The following is a 17,626-nucleotide window of genomic DNA, read 5'->3' as shown; positions in this document are numbered from 1 at the left end:
CCCCAACTCCTTATACGTAAGTTCAATTTAGAAAAACTCTACATAATTAAAATAAAACCTGAGGATTTCCTTTCATATATGGTATTTATCCCTCACTTTTAGAAGCGGAGAAATTCTGCTTAAACAAGTTAAACTTAGACTTCCCTTTTCTTTAAAAAGTATTTTTCATTTTCTTGTATAATTTTTTCTTATTCGTTTGTTATATACATAGGTCGACTTACAATTAAGTAAAACATATATCATTTTGCATTCAAAGTACTGCGAGAAATATTAAGGTTGGTGAACTATGAATAGGCAAGGCAAAGCGCCGTAGCTTGTGGAAAATGATCGCTATTTCATCAGGTGTCATTGTATTTCTTAGTACGGGGAGTATTTTAGCTAATCGTGTCATCACTCCGAAACTTGAATCTCCAATCAATGCCTATATTCTATATAACCGCACCGCAATTTCAAATATTATTTTTTTATTACATTACTCTTATCCAAAATATGCTAAAATAAATATCAGAAAAATCCAACTTTTAAAGGAGCCTATGTAAATATGACAAAAACTTCAATAGCGATCATTGGGACAGGTATTGTCGGTGAGCGTATCATTAATCAAGCCATCGATAACCCAAACATAGAAATCGCAGCCATTTACGATGAAAATAAAGAGCGCCTCGAAGAACTTGCAGCAAAATACCATGTTTCGACCGTAGCTAGTTTACAAGAGCTACTTCAGCTCAAATCTGACTGGGTATATATCGGTACCCCCCCTGTGAGTCATGCACCACTTGCACAGGAAATCGCGAAACATGGCTTACATATTTTATCGGAAAAACCGTTAGCACACGATGCAACGGACGGTGAGCTGATGGTCCAAACAGCACAACAGGCAAATGTGAACACGGCGATGCATTTCCCACTCATGTACAGTCCAGCCGTTCATCAGTTAAAGCAAGAGTTAAATGAAGAAGAAATGGGCGCTATTACACGGATAGAACTGCATACATATTTTCCAGAGTGGCCTCGTAAATGGCAACAAAATCCGTGGATTGCTTCACGTGAGCAAGGAGGCTTTATTCGCGAGATTTTCCCGCATTATTTCCAGCTAACACATCATTTATTTGGTGATTTAGCGATTATTGCACACGAAACAACGTACCCTGATGATGTTACTTTATGCGAAACAGGTGTTACGGCTCTTGCGAAAACAACAAGCGGGATCCCAGTAGTCATCAATGGTTTATCAACAATTGGCCAAGAGGAACGCATTGATTTCAAAATTTTTGGTACAAAAAAAGTCGTAACACTTCGCAACTGGTCACAAGTTTGGACAAGTACGCCATATGAGGCAGAGCAAGAAGTCATCTCGGCGGTTGTGCCGCATACATTACTTCAAGCATGTCATGAAGCCCTTCATAATGAAGATGCCTTCCTTGTCACGTTTGAAGAAGGACTTAAAGTACAACGCTGGATTGACGAATTACTTTCAAAGGAATAATTATTTGATTTAAAGCTTCCAGGTTAAAATACGACAATTATACAGATAACAAAGGGGGCAATTGGAAATGAATTTATCACATTATCCTTTTCCGAGTAAACGTAACACTGTAATTGCCAATCGTGGAATGGTTGCAACGTCTCAGCCACTTGCAGCACAGGCTGGTTTAGACATTTTGAAAAAAGGAGGAAATGCGGTTGATGCAGCCATTGCTACTGCTGCAACATTAACGGTTGTTGAACCGACATCTAATGGAATTGGTGGCGATGCATTTGCGCTTATTTGGATGAAAGACGAGCTATTCGGCTTAAACGCATCAGGCCCTTCTCCAAAGTCAATTTCTAAAGAAGCATTGAACAAAAGAGGATTGGACAAAATTCCAATGCATGGTGTCATTCCTATAACAGTTCCAGGTGCCCCTTCTGCTTGGGTAGCCCTTTCGGAACGTTTTGGAAATTTGCCTTTAACAGAGGTACTTGCCCCTGCTATTTCTTATGCAGAGGAAGGCTATCCTATTTCGGTTACGCTTGGTCAAAATTGGCAAAATGCGTATAAAAAATACAAGGAAATACTGACAACTGAAGAATTTACGAACTGGTTTGAGACATTTTCGATTGAAGGGCGTCTACCTGAAATCGGTGAAATTTGGAAGTCACCTGCACATGCGCAAACATTAAGATTAATTGCAGAAACAAAAGGGGATGCGTTTTATAAAGGCGAGTTAGCGGACAAAATTGATGCCTTCTTGAAGGAGCACAATGGCTTCCTTTCCAAAGAGGACTTAATGAGCTTCCAACCAGAGTGGGTTGATCCTATTTCGGTTCATTACAAAGGCTATGATGTATGGGAAATCCCACCAAACGGACAAGGTATTGTGGCGCAAATGGCACTCAATATTTACCAGCATGCAGAAATAAGATGGCAAGATGCAGACAATATTCACCAACAAATCGAGGCGATGAAGCTTGCCTATACGGATGGTAAAGCATTCGTTACAGAACGTGCCCAAATGTCTGTTGATACAAATACGCTTTTATCGAAAGAATATGGCGAAAAACGCTTTGCTGAAATTACAGATACAGCACTAGATCCAAAGCCATTTGATATTCCAAAGGGCGGAACTGTTTATTTAGCCACAGCAGATGCAGAAGGTAATATGGTTTCCTTTATACAAAGTAACTATATGGGCTTTGGCTCAGGGATTGTTATTCCGAATACAGGAATTGCCCTACAAAACCGTGGCTATGATTTTTCTCTTGATGAAGATCACCCGAACTTCTTGCAACCTGAGAAGCGTACATATCATACGATTATTCCAGGTTTCTTAACAAAAGACAATAAAGCAGTTGGACCGTTCGGGGTAATGGGCGGTTATATGCAGCCACAAGGACACTTCCAAGTGGTAACACATACTATTGATGCACACTTAAATCCGCAAGCCGCACTGGATATGCCTCGTTGGCAATGGATGGGCGAAAAACGCATTGAAGTGGAGTCTCATTTCCCAGACTATTTAGTTCGTGCACTCGCGAGAAAAGGACATGATATCCACCTTACACATGACAGCGGTCTGTTTGGACGCGGGCAAATTATTTGGCGTGATCAAAAAACAGGCGTGCTCTACGGCGGGACAGAATCACGCACAGATGGAAAAATTGCCGTATGGTAAAAAACGGTGGGCTAATTTTTGATGAAAAGCATCACTGAAATGGGAGTTTATATATTTTTTGATGTAGCTTCCTCTACTAAAAACCATCATGATTAGCAAATCATGATGGTTTTATTGATTTATTGGGCCATACTTTTTATTTTCCCTTTTCACAATTAACTATACAGTAACTTTGAACTATATTTCGAATCTATTATTTCGTTTCTCCCCATTTCACTATCCAACATTTCTATTACTATCCAATATTTTTTTGAACATTATGTATCATTTATCAAAAAAGTAAAAAAATCCTCAAAAACCACTCGATCAAATGGTATGATTATGGAAAAAAGGAGTGACTTTCATTGAAAAAAATTATATTAACAATAATGGTTCTATTTTCCTATAATGGTTTCACACTGCTAACTGAAGCGGCAAGTTACTCTGATGTAAGCACTAATCACCCTTCATATGATGCAATCCAGTGGGCAGCAAAAAATGGCGTTGCTTCTGGAAGTAATGGTCAATTCAATCCTACAAGCTTTGTCACTGAGGCACAATTTGCAAAAATGTACACTGAATTTTTCCAGTTCCCTTCAGTGCAAAATGAACGTACGGACAGTCAAGTTTGGTCGGATCTTTATTATGATCGCTTAAGCTATTACAACGCGCCTGTAAAAGGTACAAATAATTCTTCTGTTCGAGGAAAATCAATTAATCGTGGTACACTTGCGCAACTAATTGCATTTGCACATGGGAAACCATCTGATTTGAATAGTGCTGTTACATATTTAATGGCTGAAGGCATTTCATCAGGACAAAATATGAATGAATTGGATCCTGCGAAGAAATTCGGTGCTTCTAACTCACTAACGCGTGCTCAAGCCGTAACATTTTTATACCGTATGTCTCAAAACAATCAAGACACACTCGCAACAAGCGTTTTATCAGGTGCAGGAAATATACCTCCAACAAAGCCAATGCCACCGTCAGAAACTTTAGACGCATCAAAGCTTTACGATGTTGGCGGGAATTTAAGCTATTATATTAAAAACTCGAACTACAAAACATTTGAGCTTTCTATCTTATCTGGAAAGGACATAATTGGTGGTTATATTACGAAAAAAGGTACTTCATTTGAAGGTTTTGAAATTGGGGAAGTTTATAATGGCGCATCAAAAGTAACAAAAAATGGGAAAGCTATTTATATTTTAGTAGACAAGCTAAGTGGCAATAATATTGATGCAATTTACTGGGAAAATGCTGATGAGGCATCTGCTAAAAAATTTGAAATGATGAAAAATGATACGTCTGCAAGTAAATATTCAAGCTTGGAATTCTTATTTATCGAGATAACAAATGCAACGCGTGCGAATAATGGACTTAACGCGTTAAAATACGATCAGAAAATTGCGAAATTGGCGAAAAACCACAGTACAGATATGAATAAAAACAATTATTTCGATCACTACAGCCCAAGTGGTGTATCTCCGTTCGATCGTATTAAAAATGCAGGTTTAAAATTCACTGCAGCTGGTGAAAATTTAAGCTACAATTACCCAACAATTTTTGAAGCACATAATGGATTACTAAATTCACAAGGTCACCGCGATAATATTAACAATAAGGATTTCGCAAATGCAGGTGTCGGAATTACCGGTAACTACTACACAATTAAATTTATTACATATCCAGAATAAGCATTATAAAAATTGAAAAGGACCGAGCTGAAACTGCCTCGGTCCATTTTTTATATTAATCCTAATTCTGATTTTAATTCTTCATTACAAAAGGCTAAAATCATTTGTTGTTCTTCCTCTTCTAACTCAAACTCTAAGTAAGCATTATCTTTTTTATCGATAATGAAATAGTTAATAACTCGAGCATTTCCATCCAAAACGCCGACAATGGCACGTATTTCAATACCTGCTTCTGAATAAAGCTCATCCTCTTCATCAACTTCTACATCTAATAAAAGCTCATAACGCTTACCTTCTATAATATTCGTTGGATCTAAAATCGTTTCAATCGAAAATTGTGTAATATTCATGTTCGTGCTCCCTTCAAAAAGCCTATCTATTTAATCATAAACAAAAAATCGCATGCGTCAAATGAAATCAAAGTGACAGCTCTCGCTTCATATGCCAAACTAGAACATAAGGAGCTGATACATTTGAAAAATCTATTCTATTATCAAGATTCAATGCTCTCTGAATTTAGAGCAAATGTTATGCGAACAGGGACAGAGGAAAACCGACATTACGTAGTACTCGATAATACAGCCTTCTATCCAACGGGTGGCGGACAGCCGCACGATACGGGTTGGATAAATGATATTGAAATAATTGATGTCGAAAAAGTAGACGAGGAAATTCGCCATTATACACAAGCAGATGTTGCCTCATTAAATGGAGAAATTCACGGAAAGCTCAATTGGACGCGTCGCTTTGACCATATGCAGCAGCATACTGGGCAACATATTTTGACAGCTGCTTTCGTAGAGCTTTTTGATTTTGCGACCGTGAGCTTCCATTTAGGGACAGAGCTTGCCACAATTGATTTAAATACAGGCGAGGTCACTGCCGAGCAATTAGAAGCTGTAGAAAACCATGCGAATGACATTATTTTTGAAAATCGTCCAATCGAAACAAAGTGGGTAGATAAAGAAAGTTTAGCTGAATATAACTTGCGAAAAGAAGTAAATGTTGATGAAGATATTCGCTTAGTCATTATTCCAGAATATGATTACAATGGTTGTGGCGGCACACACCCAACTTCAACCGGACAAGTTGGATTACTCAAAATAATCGCTACTGAAAAAATGAAACAACACATTCGCATTCACTTTGTATGTGGGCAACGTGTGCGACAGCAATTAGCGATGCGAAAACAAGTATTAAGCGATGTTGCTCGACAATTAAGTGTGCCCGAGGAAAATGCAGCCGATACTTTGCGTAAATTTGTGCAAACAGCTAAAACAACTGAGAAGGCTCTTGCGGAAGCACAAGATGCTTTACTAACATTCGAAGCAAGTGAGCTGGCAAAAGATGTGCTGGCTGCAAAAGTATTTTCAAATCGCTCTATTCAACAGTTGCAAAAACTCGCACGCTTCATCACGCAGGAAAATCCAAATTCAATTGCACTTTTAGTAGCTGACAATGAAGAAAAACTGCAATTTGTCGCTTCTCGTGGGGCGAATATTACACACTCTATGAAAGACATTTCTTCAGCTATTCTACCTTCCATTAAAGGGAAAGGTGGCGGCAATGATGCGCTTGTACAGGGTGGTGGTGAAAAACTCCTGACAGCCGAGCAGCTACTAGATAGCATGAAAAAAATGTATACGCCTAATTAATCGTTTCTCCCTCTTCTATTTACACATAATTAAGGGGCAGTGGTAATTACGCCACTGCCCCAAACACCTTATTCGTTGCCCCCTATTACATTCCCCACCGTTTACTATTCCTTTGTGATTATTTGGGTGGACATTATAAAGCCACCCTTATATTTCCATTATATAGAAATTTATAAATTGAGTAAATACGACCTAAAATATAGTACACTCGCATAAATAGAAATCTATTATCCACTAAAAATAAAAAACGCCACAGCTGTGGCGTTTTTCGTATTATTTCTTCTGTAATTCTACTGTTATAATTTGCGGGAGGTTAAAAATCCGATAGGGAAAAATACTATTTCCTAATCCTCGACTAATGACCATTGTTGTATTTTTCTCTTCAAAAATACCGGCTGTGTATTTTGGGAGTAAGCCTTGCGACGGTGCAACTAACCCACCTATAAATGGCACTCTTATTTGGCCGCCATGTGCATGACCCGTAAATACGTAATCCATTTCCTTTTCAACATACGTTTCAAATTGTTCTGGCCGATGTGATAACAGCATCGTGAAAAGCTCGTCATCTACATTTTCCATCGCTTGGTCAATCATCGACCCAACAGAACGTCCCATTAACGGATCTTCTATACCGGCAATGGCTATGCGTTCCCCGTCACGCTCTATAACCACTGCATCATTCGGTAAAACGTGCACCCCTAAATCCGTCAGCGCCAAATAAATTTCATCCGTTAAATTTAGCGCCACCTCATGATTTCCGAGCACGTAATAAACATCCGCAATTTCAACAAACTGCTCTACTGCTAGCAAACTATTTTGCAAATTATAGCGTCGACTATCCACTAAATCACCTGTAATAAAAATCGCATCTGGCTTTGTAGCCCGTACTTTTTCCACTAAGCGTGATTGATTTTTACCGAATGTCGCATCATGTAAATCCGTAATTTGTGTCACTCGGTATCCATGAAAGTTTTCTGGGATTTTGTCTGATTCATGGAATAGCTTCGTCGTCGTAATCCAATTGTTATTCACATATAAAAACACACAAACTGCTGCTGCAAAAAGAACTAATTTTAATAACTTTTTCACTTTCCGTCGCTCAATTCATTATGGATTGGGTGAGCTAATCAACCCGCCCACTGTTATCAATGATATTGAAGTGCTTCGGAACATTCAAGTGTAAAATCCGATTTCCAATAAAACCGTTCAAACTATCAGACACTTGACCATAGTATTTAGGATTCAGCATATCTAAATTTGCTCGAATCGAGATGAAATCTAATATCATCTCCTCTTCCGAAATAAAGAAATGATTATTTTTAAATTCGATAATAGGTGGCTGTACATCCTTTGAAATATCCATGCAATTAAAAATAATTGGAGTTTCATAAGACGTTGCAACAATATCATTGGACTTTGAATCATTCCACGTCACCGAAACACGTGTTATATATACGTTATCAGCCAATGTTAATCACGGCTCATCCCTCCTTTTGAATTTGCTTAATTAAAGTAATCAACTCTTCATCCGGTACGGCTAATCTTTTGGCTTCTTGCACAATGACCTGTGCCATCTTCGTTAAATTATGATTTCGACGTGTTACTAAAATACGCTCTTTCGCATCTGCTACAACGAACATGCCAAGCCCCCTCTTTTTAAATAAAATTTTATTTTCGACTAAAATTGTTAGCCCTTTTCCTGCTGTTGCGGGATTAATATTAAAAATTTCAGCAAGCTGATACTGCGAATATACTTTGCCTTCAGGTAATAAGCGCTCAGCTAATATTTCATTTTCAAGCCATTCTGCTATTTGAATATAAATCGGCGTTGTGCTTTGTGCGTTGAAATCCAATAAAAAGTCTCCTTCCACGTACACTATTAGGTACATTAGTGTTGTAATGCACTACACTTAAAGTTAGTCTTTCTGTAAATATTTACAGAAAAACTATCCACAATCGCTACTTATCCACAAAGTTATCCACTTTTCTCTCGGTTGTACACATTTTTATCTGAAATTTTCAACAATTGACAAAAAAGTTATCCACAATTCCTCATTTCCTTGTAAAAAACCGTTTTGTATTGTGGATTAAATTTTTGAAGAAGGTTTTCGTATGAGCTATATAAGCTAATTTCAGTTCATAGATTCGTAGAGGACTTTAAAAAAAATCGCACTAATTCAAAAAGGCAGAAACGCTGAATGAACAACATTTCTGCCTTTTGAAAAAATACATAGGATGGACTGCATAACACTACTTATTTCATTTCATTTTCTGATTCATCATTTCCAAATAACACGGGTTTTAGCGCATCTTCACCTGAGCCTTTTGCTAATGGAACACGTGAACGATACGCAGCTCTGCAAATTAAATGTCCCGATATAGGGGCTGTTATAAATACGAAAACAATCCCTAAAATTAAACGAATACTTACATAGCCATCATGTATCCAAAAATAAATAAACGCGCCAACTAAGCAACTCAAAACAGACAATGTCGCACTTTTTGTTGCTGCATGAGAACGTGTGTAAACATCCGGGAGGCGAATCATGCCAAATGCACTAATGACACTGACAACCGCGCCAAACAAAATAAGTAAAGCCGCCATTAACTCAATCAGTTGATTTACGCTCAACGATTACACCTCTTTCAATGTATTTTGAAAACGCAATCGTCCCGATAAATGCTAAAATCCCCAAAATTAAAATCGCTTCTAAAAAAGCTTTCGTTTTCAAAACAATGGAGATAATCGCAATCGCAGAAATCAAATTGACACCAATTGTATCAAGGGCTATCGCACGATCTGGAAGCGATGGTCCTTTAATCACACGGAATAAAGAAATTGCAATTGCTATCATAAATAAGAGCAGTGACATGTTCAAAATCGTATTTATCATTGTGTCACCTCCAAAATAGCTTGCTCAAATTTACCGATTGACCTGAGTACCGTTTCCTTCGATTCTTCAATATCCATCGCATGAATATAGAAAACATTACCGTCCTCAGATACTTCCATTACTACCGAACCTGGCGTCAATGTTAGCAACAACGCTAACACGGTAATTTCCCAGTCACCACGTAGCCGTGTTTCATACGTGAAAATCCCTGGTGTAATATTAAGCTGCGGTTGTAATACTTGCTTTAAAACAGATACGCTCGAAAGAATCAGCTCTTGAATAAGTAACAGGATGAGCTTGATCACTTTTAACACACGACGTAAGTAAAATTGAATACCGAAAAATCGGTGCATTGCATATAAAATGAAGATACCGATAAAGAAGCCTGACACGAATGTCGAAAAACTTCCAGTTGGGTCGTCTTTAAGTAAAAACCATAATGCTGCAATAAATAAATTTAAAATAAATTGTCCGAACATATACTCACCCTCCTCTATTCATTGGCATTTAAAATAGCATCCACATAAACAGAAGGATTCACTAATGTATATGCTGCGTCGTTCACGTAAACGGCAATTCCTTCTGCGCCAACACCTAAGCCTATAATGCACAGTGCAAATAGAATAAATGAAGCCATCGCACCTCGAGGAATTGGTTTTTTCTCGTCTTCACTAATCGAAGTTTCTCCAAAAAATGAAGCAAGGAAAATGCGAAGAAGCGAATATAAAACGATGACACTCGAACCAAAGCCCAATGCAAGCAATACAAATGAGCCAGTTTCAACAGCACCTTGTCCAATCAATACTTTCCCGATAAAGCCACTCAATGGCGGAATCCCGACAAGTGCACACATGACGATAAAATATATCCAGCCAAATAGCGGATAATTCCGAATCAACCCATTCATATTTTTCACAACAATTTCACCCGTTAAAAACACCATCGTTCCAATGATTAAAAAGAGTAACGCTTTGGCAACCATATCGTGAATCAAATAATAAACAGCCCCTGCCATCGCTTGCTCCGTTCCAATTGCGAGCGCTAATAAAATAAATCCGACACCAATGACAACATTATATGTAGCAATTGTTCGTACATCATGACCGGAGAGGGCTCCCATACAGCCCGCAATAATCGTTAAGCCAGCCATCACACCAATTATCGTATGTGTCACCTCTGAATTGAATGGGAACATTAATGTAAACGTGCGGAATAACGCATAAATCCCTACCTTCGTTAATAACGCAGCAAACAATGCTTGCACAGCAGTAGGTGGCACACTATAAGACCCAGGCAGCCAGAAGAACAGGAGTAGCCCTGCTTTTAAAGCAAACACAATGAGGAAAACAAGCGAGACTAGTGTCAGTATTGGCTCTTGTCCAACTTCCGCTACACGCTGTGAAATATGTGCCATATTCAATGTTTTTAATGTGCCGTACAAATACGCAAGCGCGAGTAAAAACATCCATGAAGCAACGACGTTAATGAGAACATATTTGAGTGCTTCTCGTAGTTGGAATTTCTCACCGCCAAGCGCTATTAATGCAAAGGAAGCAAGCAGCATCACTTCAAAACAAACGAATAAGTTAAAAATATCACCTGTCAAAAATGAGCCATTTACTCCTGCGATTAAAAACATAACTAAAGGATAAAAATACATCCGTTCATGGCGAGGCCCGATCGTTGAAAATGCGTAAATTAAACAAATGGCTGTCACAATGCTTGCCGTTAGTACTAACAAAATGGCAAATGAATCTGCTACAAATAAAATGCCAAATGGTGGTGCCCAACCACTAAAATCAAGTCGTAAAATGCCTTCTGTTTGGATTAATTGCAGCAAGGCTACTGATACACCCGCAACAAATAGCATTGTTACGAGACTGACGATGCGTTGTAACTTAATCGAATCACGTAAAAAGACTAAAAATATAGCCGTAATAATCGGCACAATCATTGGTAAAACAATGATATTATTCATCTGACTTACCTCCTAGCTCCGAGAAATCATCAGTGCCGTTTGTTAAATACATTCGGTAAGCGAGGACAAGTAAAAACGCTGTTACAGCAAAGCTAATAACAATCGCCGTTAAAATGAGCGCCTGTGGCAACGCATCTGTAAAAGGATCGTCAGCTTGCCCAATAATCGGCACGTCCCCCTTTTTCAAGCCGCCAACTGTTAAGAGTAATAAATGGACGGCATGCGACAAAATCGCTGTGCCCACAATGACACGAAAAACACTTCGAGAGAGGATTAAATAAGTAGCAATCGCTACAAGTATGCCTACGAGTATTATCATTAAAGATTCCATACTATTCATCCTCACTTATACTTAAAATAATCGTTACAAGTGTACCAACTACCGTTAGTGCGACACCTGCCTCAAACAATGTCACTGTAGACAAATGCTTTTCTCCCAAAATCGGAATATTAAAGTAGCCGTCTGTTTGTGTTAAAAATGGCGCATCAAAAAATAACGAGCCAATAGCCGTACCTGTTGCTAGTAAAACGCCAAGTGCAGCGACCTTCTTAAAATCAAATGGCATGCCTTTGTGTACCGTTTCAATGTCATACGTTAAATACAGTAAAACAATTCCTGAACCAAGTACGAGCCCACCAATGAATCCACCACCTGGCGCATTATGTCCTGCGAAAAATAAGTACATACCAACCGTAAAAACAATAAAGACAACCATTCGAACAACGGTTTTTAAAATGACATCATTTACTTTCAACGTCTGCATCCCCCTTTTTCGCCTTGAGCTTAATGAGTGTGTAGACGCCAAGCCCTGCAATAAATAATACGACCACTTCCAGCATCGTATCGAACGCACGAAAATCACCTAAAATCGTATTAACGATATTTTTCCCGCCCGCTAAATTATAGGCATCCTCAAAATACGCTGAAATCGGTTCGAATTTATCATAATTCATTACCGCTAGACCAATGAGAGTAACCGTTGCACCAACTGCAATCGAGATCATCGCTTTTGTTATTTTAACTGTATTTGATACCTTTTCAGGTTGAATTTTCGGTAAAAATTTAAACGCCAATAAAAATAGTGCGGTTGTAACAGACTCTACAACAAGCTGCGTCAATGCCAAATCAGGTGCCCTGAACACAACAAAGAAAAACGCAACTGAGTAGCCAAGTACACCGTTTAGTAAAACAACTGTAATTCGTTGCTTAGCAACTAAAATAGCGCCCGCTGCAAATACCATAACAAATGCTAAAACGAGCTCGTACGACTCAATAGCTGAATCCTTTGACGGATCCCAACTTAGCACATCTGCATACACAGCATACCCTGCTAAAACAACGATAAAAAACACATAAATATAGATGAAATAATACGATACATTGCCGTTCATATAACGATTTGTTACGCGACCCGAATAACCTTCACCGAAACCAATGATGCGTTCATACATAGCATTGAATGTATATTTTTGCGGGAAAAGTTGATACATCGGGCGCCATTTTTTAAGCGAAAGATAGAGTAAAGTCCCGAACACAATGACACCAAATGTCATCCATAATTCTGTATTAATATAACCATGCCAAGCTGCAATATGTGGTGTTAGCTCTTCACTTGAAGGAAACATTGGATAAATACTGGCCATCGCTGGCTGTAAAATATAATGCCCTAATACGTTCGGGAAAATAAAAATACCGACAACAAGTGAAATTAAAATGTAAGGAGAAATTAACATCCCAATCGGTGCTTCATGTGGCGGTTTTTCCAAACGGTCGGGCTGGAGTTTACCGAAAAATGTTCGCATTACAATAATTGCGCAATAAATAAATGTAAAGACACTTGCAATCCATGCGACAATTGGGAAAATGATGCCGAAACTATCTAGTGAGAAAATATTTAATTGCATAATATTCACAGTCGCTGCAAAAAACATTTCTTTACTTAAAAAGCCATTAAACGGTGGTAAGCCTGCCATTGAAAAACTACCAATAACGGCAATTGTAAACGTAAACGGCATGAGTGCCATTAACCCACCTAATCGACGAATATCTCGCGTCCCTACCTCATGATCGACAATTCCGACCATCATAAATAAGGCGCCTTTAAATGTGGAGTGATTAATTAGATGAAATAGCGCAGCAAAGGTTGCCTGAGTGTAAATGACGGAATCCGTAGAATAACCAAGGTGCAATGCAATTGAACCAAGCCCAAATAGACTCATAATTAAACCGAGTTGACTGATTGTTGAATAAGCAAGCAAAGCCTTTAAGTCATATTGTCGAACTGCATTGAATGAACCCCAGAACAACGTCAAAATACCGACGCCACTCACTGTCCAGAACCACACTTCATGCGCACCAAAAATCGGGGTTGTTCGAGCCACTAAATAAATTCCGGCCTTTACCATCGTAGCGGAATGTAAATAGGCTGAAACTGGCGTTGGTGCTTCCATCGCGTCCGGTAACCAAATATGAAACGGGAATTGCGCAGATTTTGTAAATGCACCAAGCAACACAAGAAGCATTGCAGGGACAAACAGTGTACTTGCTTGTACAACCTCTAAATTGGCAATAATTTCACGAATGCTAAAGGTACCCGAAGCAACATATAACATTAAAAAACCTGCAAGCATTGCGACCCCACCACTTACTGTAATGATCATCGCTTTACGCGCACCTGCCCGTGAAGCTTTTCGATGATGCCAAAATGCAATGAGTAAAAACGAAGAGACACTTGTTAATTCCCAAAAAACATAAAGTACCATTAAGTTATCTGAAAGGACGACGCCAAGCATAGCGCCCATGAAAAGCAATAGATAGCAATAGAAATGATGTAGTGATTCTTTTGTCGATAAATAAAAAATAGAATATAATATAACCAAACTACCTACACCAGTAATGAGTAAACTGAATATCATACTCAGACCGTCTAAGTAAGTCGTTATATTGATACCAAATGTGGGGATCCACTCGTATGTTTTCACAAACGTTTTACCATCTGCAATTCGAGGGATATATGAAGCTAAAAACGAAAATAAAACAGTAGGTACTACTAAAACAAACCATCCGAGATGAATGTTCTTGAATCGCCTATAAATAAGTGGAATTAGTGCTGCAGCGATAAATGGGAGCATAATTGAAAACGCAACAATCAAAAGCAAAAACCTCCTAGCTATTAATATCATTGTATAAGATGTATAGTAAGCGTGAAAAGATGGTAACATACTTGACTATCCATATAACTCACTTCATAATAATGTGTCATATAGAGAATATATCTTTCAAACATCAAAATGTATTAATTAAGAAATATACCCTAAAGATAACTTATTACAGACAATTTACTAAACAAAAAATCAACATTCTATTTTTAAGTATACAATAATAATGTGCTCCTTGCACTGTAATAGCATTAGTTTTATCTCATTTATACTTAATTTCTCCATTTTGAATTATTATTATAGGATAAGAAAAAGAGGTGCGGGCTAAAATGAAACATGTTAGAGGTCGGATGGACGAAAGTATTTTAGTTTGTGTATATTATGGACAAAATGGAGAACGTTTAATACGCAGAGGACATAAACTAGCTACTTTACTAGATTGTCCACTTTATGTTTTAACGGTTGATCCAGAACGACTTGATGCTTTCGACGCAGAAAAGTCAAGCTACATCGAACAGTGGGGGCAATTGGCGGAAGAATTAGAAATAGAAGAATTCATCATTAAGGACAACGAGCGTCGACCAATTCAAAAGGTGATTTCTGAAGTGGCGCGAAACTGCAACATTTCACAAATTATCGTTGGACAAAGCGCACAAAGCCGCTGGGAGGAAATCACAAAAGGTTCCTTCTTAAACGTCTTATTAAAAGAAGTGCCATTTGTTGATTTTCATATCGTTTCGGTAAAGCGCCCTTCTGAGGATGAATTAATTGATATTTACGAAAAAGGTGTCCGTACTTACTTAGTAGAGGATTCAGAAGAGTTTAAAGTAGCCTTCACTTGCCCAAAAATTATCTCCATTGAAGGAATTTTCTTCAAAGAGATTGGCACTGACTTCGACAATGGAATTTTTAAATTTGCGTATGATCAAAAAATGCATGAAGTCCACATTACAGAAGGAATCGTCACAGATCCTGAACGTATACCACTTGCCTGCCGACCGGTAAATGGTTGATTCGACTAAAATTAAAAATGCCGTTCAATTGTCACTTTTTCTGACAGTTGGACGGCATTTTTTAAAATTTCTTTACATTACGCATTTGCTACGTGGTCTCTTGGCAATAAAAACGCAACTAGTAAAAGCAGCGACAGCATTGAAATGGCAATCATCGTAGGGCGTATACCGAACTGGTCCATAAAACTCCCAATCACGACCGAGCCAATTGCGCCCATACCAAAAGCAACGCCAACTGTCAGTCCCGCCATTGTCCCAATTTTGGATGGAACAAGCTCCTGTGCATATACAACCGTCACCGTGAAGCTAATCATAATGAGTGCCCCAATCGCGATTAGAAACACCACGACAAGTGAAATCGGTAAAAATGGTAGCGCTATACAGAGTGGAATGGGTCCTACAACCGAAATTAAGATCGCATTTTTCCGACCGATACGATCTGATAATGGCCCACCAAAAAATGTACCTACCACACCAAACGCCATAAATAGGAAAATTAGTAATTGGCCAAATTCAACTTTAATCCCATATTGTTCAATTAAGTAAAACACATAGAAACTTGTCATATTCGTTACATAGAATGAACGCGCAAATATAATAACGAGCAATAAGCTAAGTGCTATACCGACCTGCTTTTTCGTTAATCTTGGCAATGAAGACACAAGTACCTTCTTCACTTTCGATAGCTTCTCCTCTTCAAGCTGGCGTTTATACCATGTAGCAATTTTTGTTAACATAAATATTCCAATAGAAGTAAATACTAACACGATTGATACGCCATTCATTCCAAACGGCAAAATTATAAAGGCGCTTAATAATGGCGACAATGCTTGCCCTGTATTGCCCCCTACTTGATAAATCGACTGTGCAAGTCCGCGTCTATTACCCGCCGCCATGAATGACACACGCGAACCTTCTGGATGAAAAATCGCTGAACCAATCCCTAAAAAAATAACCGACATTAATATCATCCAATATTCATTGACGACAATAAGGAGCGACACCCCGATAAATGAGCTGACCATCCCTAGTGGCAACGCATAAGGAAAAGGCTTTTTGTCGGTCATAAAGCCGACTGCTGGTTGTAAAAGACTCGCAAATATATTTAACACAAAGGTAATCATCCCCAACTGTGTAAACGTTAGCCCTAAATCCCTTTCTAGTAGCGGAAACATCGCTGGAATAACTGACTGCATTGTATCGTTAATTAAATGACAAACACCCATTGCTACCATGACCGGATAAACGGGATCGGACTGCTTTGCCATTGTAGTAGACATTTCTTTCACATCCTTTATTCATGTTAATTTTCGTATAGTTTTACATCGTTCAGACCATCCTTACGTTTAAAGGAGTGATGAAATGGAGCTTAATTTATTGGAGATGCTCATACGTACAACTTTTGCTTTTTTTGCTATTTTACTGCTTGCGCGTATTATTGGCAAAAAACAAATAAGTCAGCTGACCTTTTTCCACTATGTAACAGGGATTACTTTTGGCTCAATTGCAGCTAATATTTCTTCCGAAGCTGAAACACCTTTTTTTGATGGACTGATTTCCTTAGTATGGTGGGCTGTGCTAACCCTCTTTGTCACTTTTGTAACATTTAAATCAAAAAAAGCACGTGTTTTATTTGATGATCGGCCAATGATTGTTATACAAAGTGGCGTTATTTTAAATGACAACTTAGAAAAGGCACGTTTGCATATGGATGAATTAACAATGCTTTTACGGGAACAAAGTATTTTTTCACTTGATGAGGTTCTCCATGCCATTTTTGAAACAAACGGGGAATTAACCGTGTTAAAAAAAGCTCCAATGCGTTCGGCAACAAAAGAAGATGTGAAAATAGCCTCACCCGCACCTCAATTTATGCCGACCGAACTCATTTCCGATGGTAAAATTATTGTAAAAAACTTAAACGAGCTAAATTTAACAGAAGAATGGTTGCTAAAAAAATTATCGAAGAAAAATATCCATTCAGTTAAAGATGTTTACTATGCACAAGTTTTAGAAAACGGATCCCTGTACATTAGTATTAAAAATGCTAGTCCACCTTCATAATATCGATGGGCGTCATAATTCCTAACAAT

18 protein-coding genes are annotated in these 17,626 nt (G+C 38.3%); 6 read left to right on the top strand and 12 right to left on the bottom strand.

What is annotated here, in order from left to right; translation table 11 throughout:
- Window positions 1-541: 541 nt before the first annotated feature.
- The 3 genes from CSE16_RS00955 to CSE16_RS00945 all read left to right on the top strand — a co-directional run bounded on the left by CSE16_RS00955 (window position 542) and on the right by CSE16_RS00945 (window position 4,834).
- Complete coding sequence (locus tag CSE16_RS00955) at window positions 542-1,486, top strand: Gfo/Idh/MocA family protein (protein WP_099422146.1); 945 nt, start codon at window positions 542-544, stop codon at window positions 1,484-1,486.
- A 67-nt stretch (window positions 1,487-1,553) separates the two neighbouring features.
- The gene (locus CSE16_RS00950) at window positions 1,554-3,155 is read left to right on the top strand and encodes a gamma-glutamyltransferase family protein (protein WP_099422145.1); all 1,602 of its coding nucleotides are present in this window, start codon (window positions 1,554-1,556) and stop codon (window positions 3,153-3,155) included.
- Between the two features lie 344 nt (window positions 3,156-3,499).
- Complete coding sequence (locus tag CSE16_RS00945) at window positions 3,500-4,834, top strand: CAP and S-layer homology domain-containing protein (protein ID WP_099422144.1); 1,335 nt, start codon at window positions 3,500-3,502, stop codon at window positions 4,832-4,834.
- A gap of 50 nt (window positions 4,835-4,884) precedes the next feature.
- Here CSE16_RS00945 and CSE16_RS00940 read toward each other — a convergent pair whose 3' ends face one another.
- Complete coding sequence (locus tag CSE16_RS00940; RefSeq protein WP_099422143.1) at window positions 4,885-5,184, bottom strand: DUF6509 family protein; 300 nt, start codon at window positions 5,182-5,184, stop codon at window positions 4,885-4,887.
- 66 nt (window positions 5,185-5,250) lie between these two features.
- Between CSE16_RS00940 and CSE16_RS00935 the strand changes: the two genes are divergently transcribed.
- Complete coding sequence (locus CSE16_RS00935; protein WP_371514625.1) at window positions 5,251-6,489, top strand: alanyl-tRNA editing protein; 1,239 nt, start codon at window positions 5,251-5,253, stop codon at window positions 6,487-6,489.
- A gap of 273 nt (window positions 6,490-6,762) precedes the next feature.
- Here CSE16_RS00935 and CSE16_RS00930 read toward each other — a convergent pair whose 3' ends face one another.
- From CSE16_RS00930 to CSE16_RS00885, 10 genes are all read right to left on the bottom strand, one after another.
- Entirely contained in the window at window positions 6,763-7,578 is an 816-nt protein-coding gene (locus CSE16_RS00930; protein WP_099422141.1) for a metallophosphoesterase, read from the bottom strand.
- Window positions 7,579-7,612: 34 nt separating this feature from the next.
- Entirely contained in the window at window positions 7,613-7,957 is a 345-nt protein-coding gene (locus tag CSE16_RS00925; protein WP_099422140.1) for a hypothetical protein, read from the bottom strand.
- A 13-nt stretch (window positions 7,958-7,970) separates the two neighbouring features.
- Window positions 7,971-8,342 carry a GntR family transcriptional regulator gene (locus CSE16_RS00920; protein WP_099422139.1) on the bottom strand — a complete coding sequence of 124 codons (372 nt, stop codon included), beginning with the start codon at window positions 8,340-8,342 and terminating at the stop codon, window positions 7,971-7,973.
- A 401-nt stretch (window positions 8,343-8,743) separates the two neighbouring features.
- Entirely contained in the window at window positions 8,744-9,121 is a 378-nt protein-coding gene (locus tag CSE16_RS00915; protein WP_099422138.1) for a Na+/H+ antiporter subunit G, read from the bottom strand.
- On the bottom strand, window positions 9,099-9,383 hold the full coding sequence (locus CSE16_RS00910) for a Na(+)/H(+) antiporter subunit F1 (protein WP_099422137.1): 285 nt from the start codon (window positions 9,381-9,383) through the stop codon (window positions 9,099-9,101). The genes CSE16_RS00915 and CSE16_RS00910 overlap by 23 nt, the downstream gene beginning before the upstream one ends.
- Window positions 9,380-9,862: a Na+/H+ antiporter subunit E gene (locus CSE16_RS00905; protein ID WP_099422136.1), complete on the bottom strand. Its 483-nt coding sequence runs from the start codon at window positions 9,860-9,862 to the stop codon at window positions 9,380-9,382. Before CSE16_RS00905 ends, CSE16_RS00910 begins: the two co-directional genes overlap by 4 nt.
- Before the next feature lie 14 nt (window positions 9,863-9,876).
- Window positions 9,877-11,361, bottom strand: coding sequence for a Na+/H+ antiporter subunit D (locus CSE16_RS00900; RefSeq protein WP_099422135.1), 1,485 nt, complete (start codon window positions 11,359-11,361; stop codon window positions 9,877-9,879).
- On the bottom strand, window positions 11,354-11,692 hold the full coding sequence (locus CSE16_RS00895) for a Na(+)/H(+) antiporter subunit C (protein ID WP_099422134.1): 339 nt from the start codon (window positions 11,690-11,692) through the stop codon (window positions 11,354-11,356). Before CSE16_RS00895 ends, CSE16_RS00900 begins: the two co-directional genes overlap by 8 nt.
- 1 nt (window position 11,693) lies before the next feature.
- The gene (locus CSE16_RS00890) at window positions 11,694-12,116 is read right to left on the bottom strand and encodes a Na(+)/H(+) antiporter subunit B (RefSeq protein ID WP_099422133.1); all 423 of its coding nucleotides are present in this window, start codon (window positions 12,114-12,116) and stop codon (window positions 11,694-11,696) included.
- Window positions 12,103-14,544, bottom strand: coding sequence for a Na+/H+ antiporter subunit A (locus CSE16_RS00885; protein WP_172954415.1), 2,442 nt, complete (start codon window positions 14,542-14,544; stop codon window positions 12,103-12,105). The genes CSE16_RS00890 and CSE16_RS00885 overlap by 14 nt, the downstream gene beginning before the upstream one ends.
- A gap of 305 nt (window positions 14,545-14,849) precedes the next feature.
- Between CSE16_RS00885 and CSE16_RS00880 the strand changes: the two genes are divergently transcribed.
- Window positions 14,850-15,533: a universal stress protein gene (locus CSE16_RS00880; protein WP_099422131.1), complete on the top strand. Its 684-nt coding sequence runs from the start codon at window positions 14,850-14,852 to the stop codon at window positions 15,531-15,533.
- A 77-nt stretch (window positions 15,534-15,610) separates the two neighbouring features.
- Here the strand turns inward: CSE16_RS00880 and CSE16_RS00875 are convergent, their stop codons facing one another.
- Window positions 15,611-16,813, bottom strand: coding sequence for an MFS transporter (locus tag CSE16_RS00875; RefSeq protein WP_099422130.1), 1,203 nt, complete (start codon window positions 16,811-16,813; stop codon window positions 15,611-15,613).
- A gap of 82 nt (window positions 16,814-16,895) precedes the next feature.
- Here CSE16_RS00875 and CSE16_RS00870 point away from each other — a divergent pair, with 82 nt between their 5' ends.
- Window positions 16,896-17,597 carry a YetF domain-containing protein gene (locus tag CSE16_RS00870; RefSeq protein ID WP_253896141.1) on the top strand — a complete coding sequence of 234 codons (702 nt, stop codon included), beginning with the start codon at window positions 16,896-16,898 and terminating at the stop codon, window positions 17,595-17,597.
- Window positions 17,598-17,626: the final 29 nt, after the last annotated feature.

This window comes from Solibacillus sp. R5-41 (genome assembly GCF_002736105.1).
Lineage (GTDB): Bacteria > Bacillota > Bacilli > Bacillales_A > Planococcaceae > Solibacillus.
This window is presented reverse-complemented; position numbering and strand designations above follow the sequence as displayed.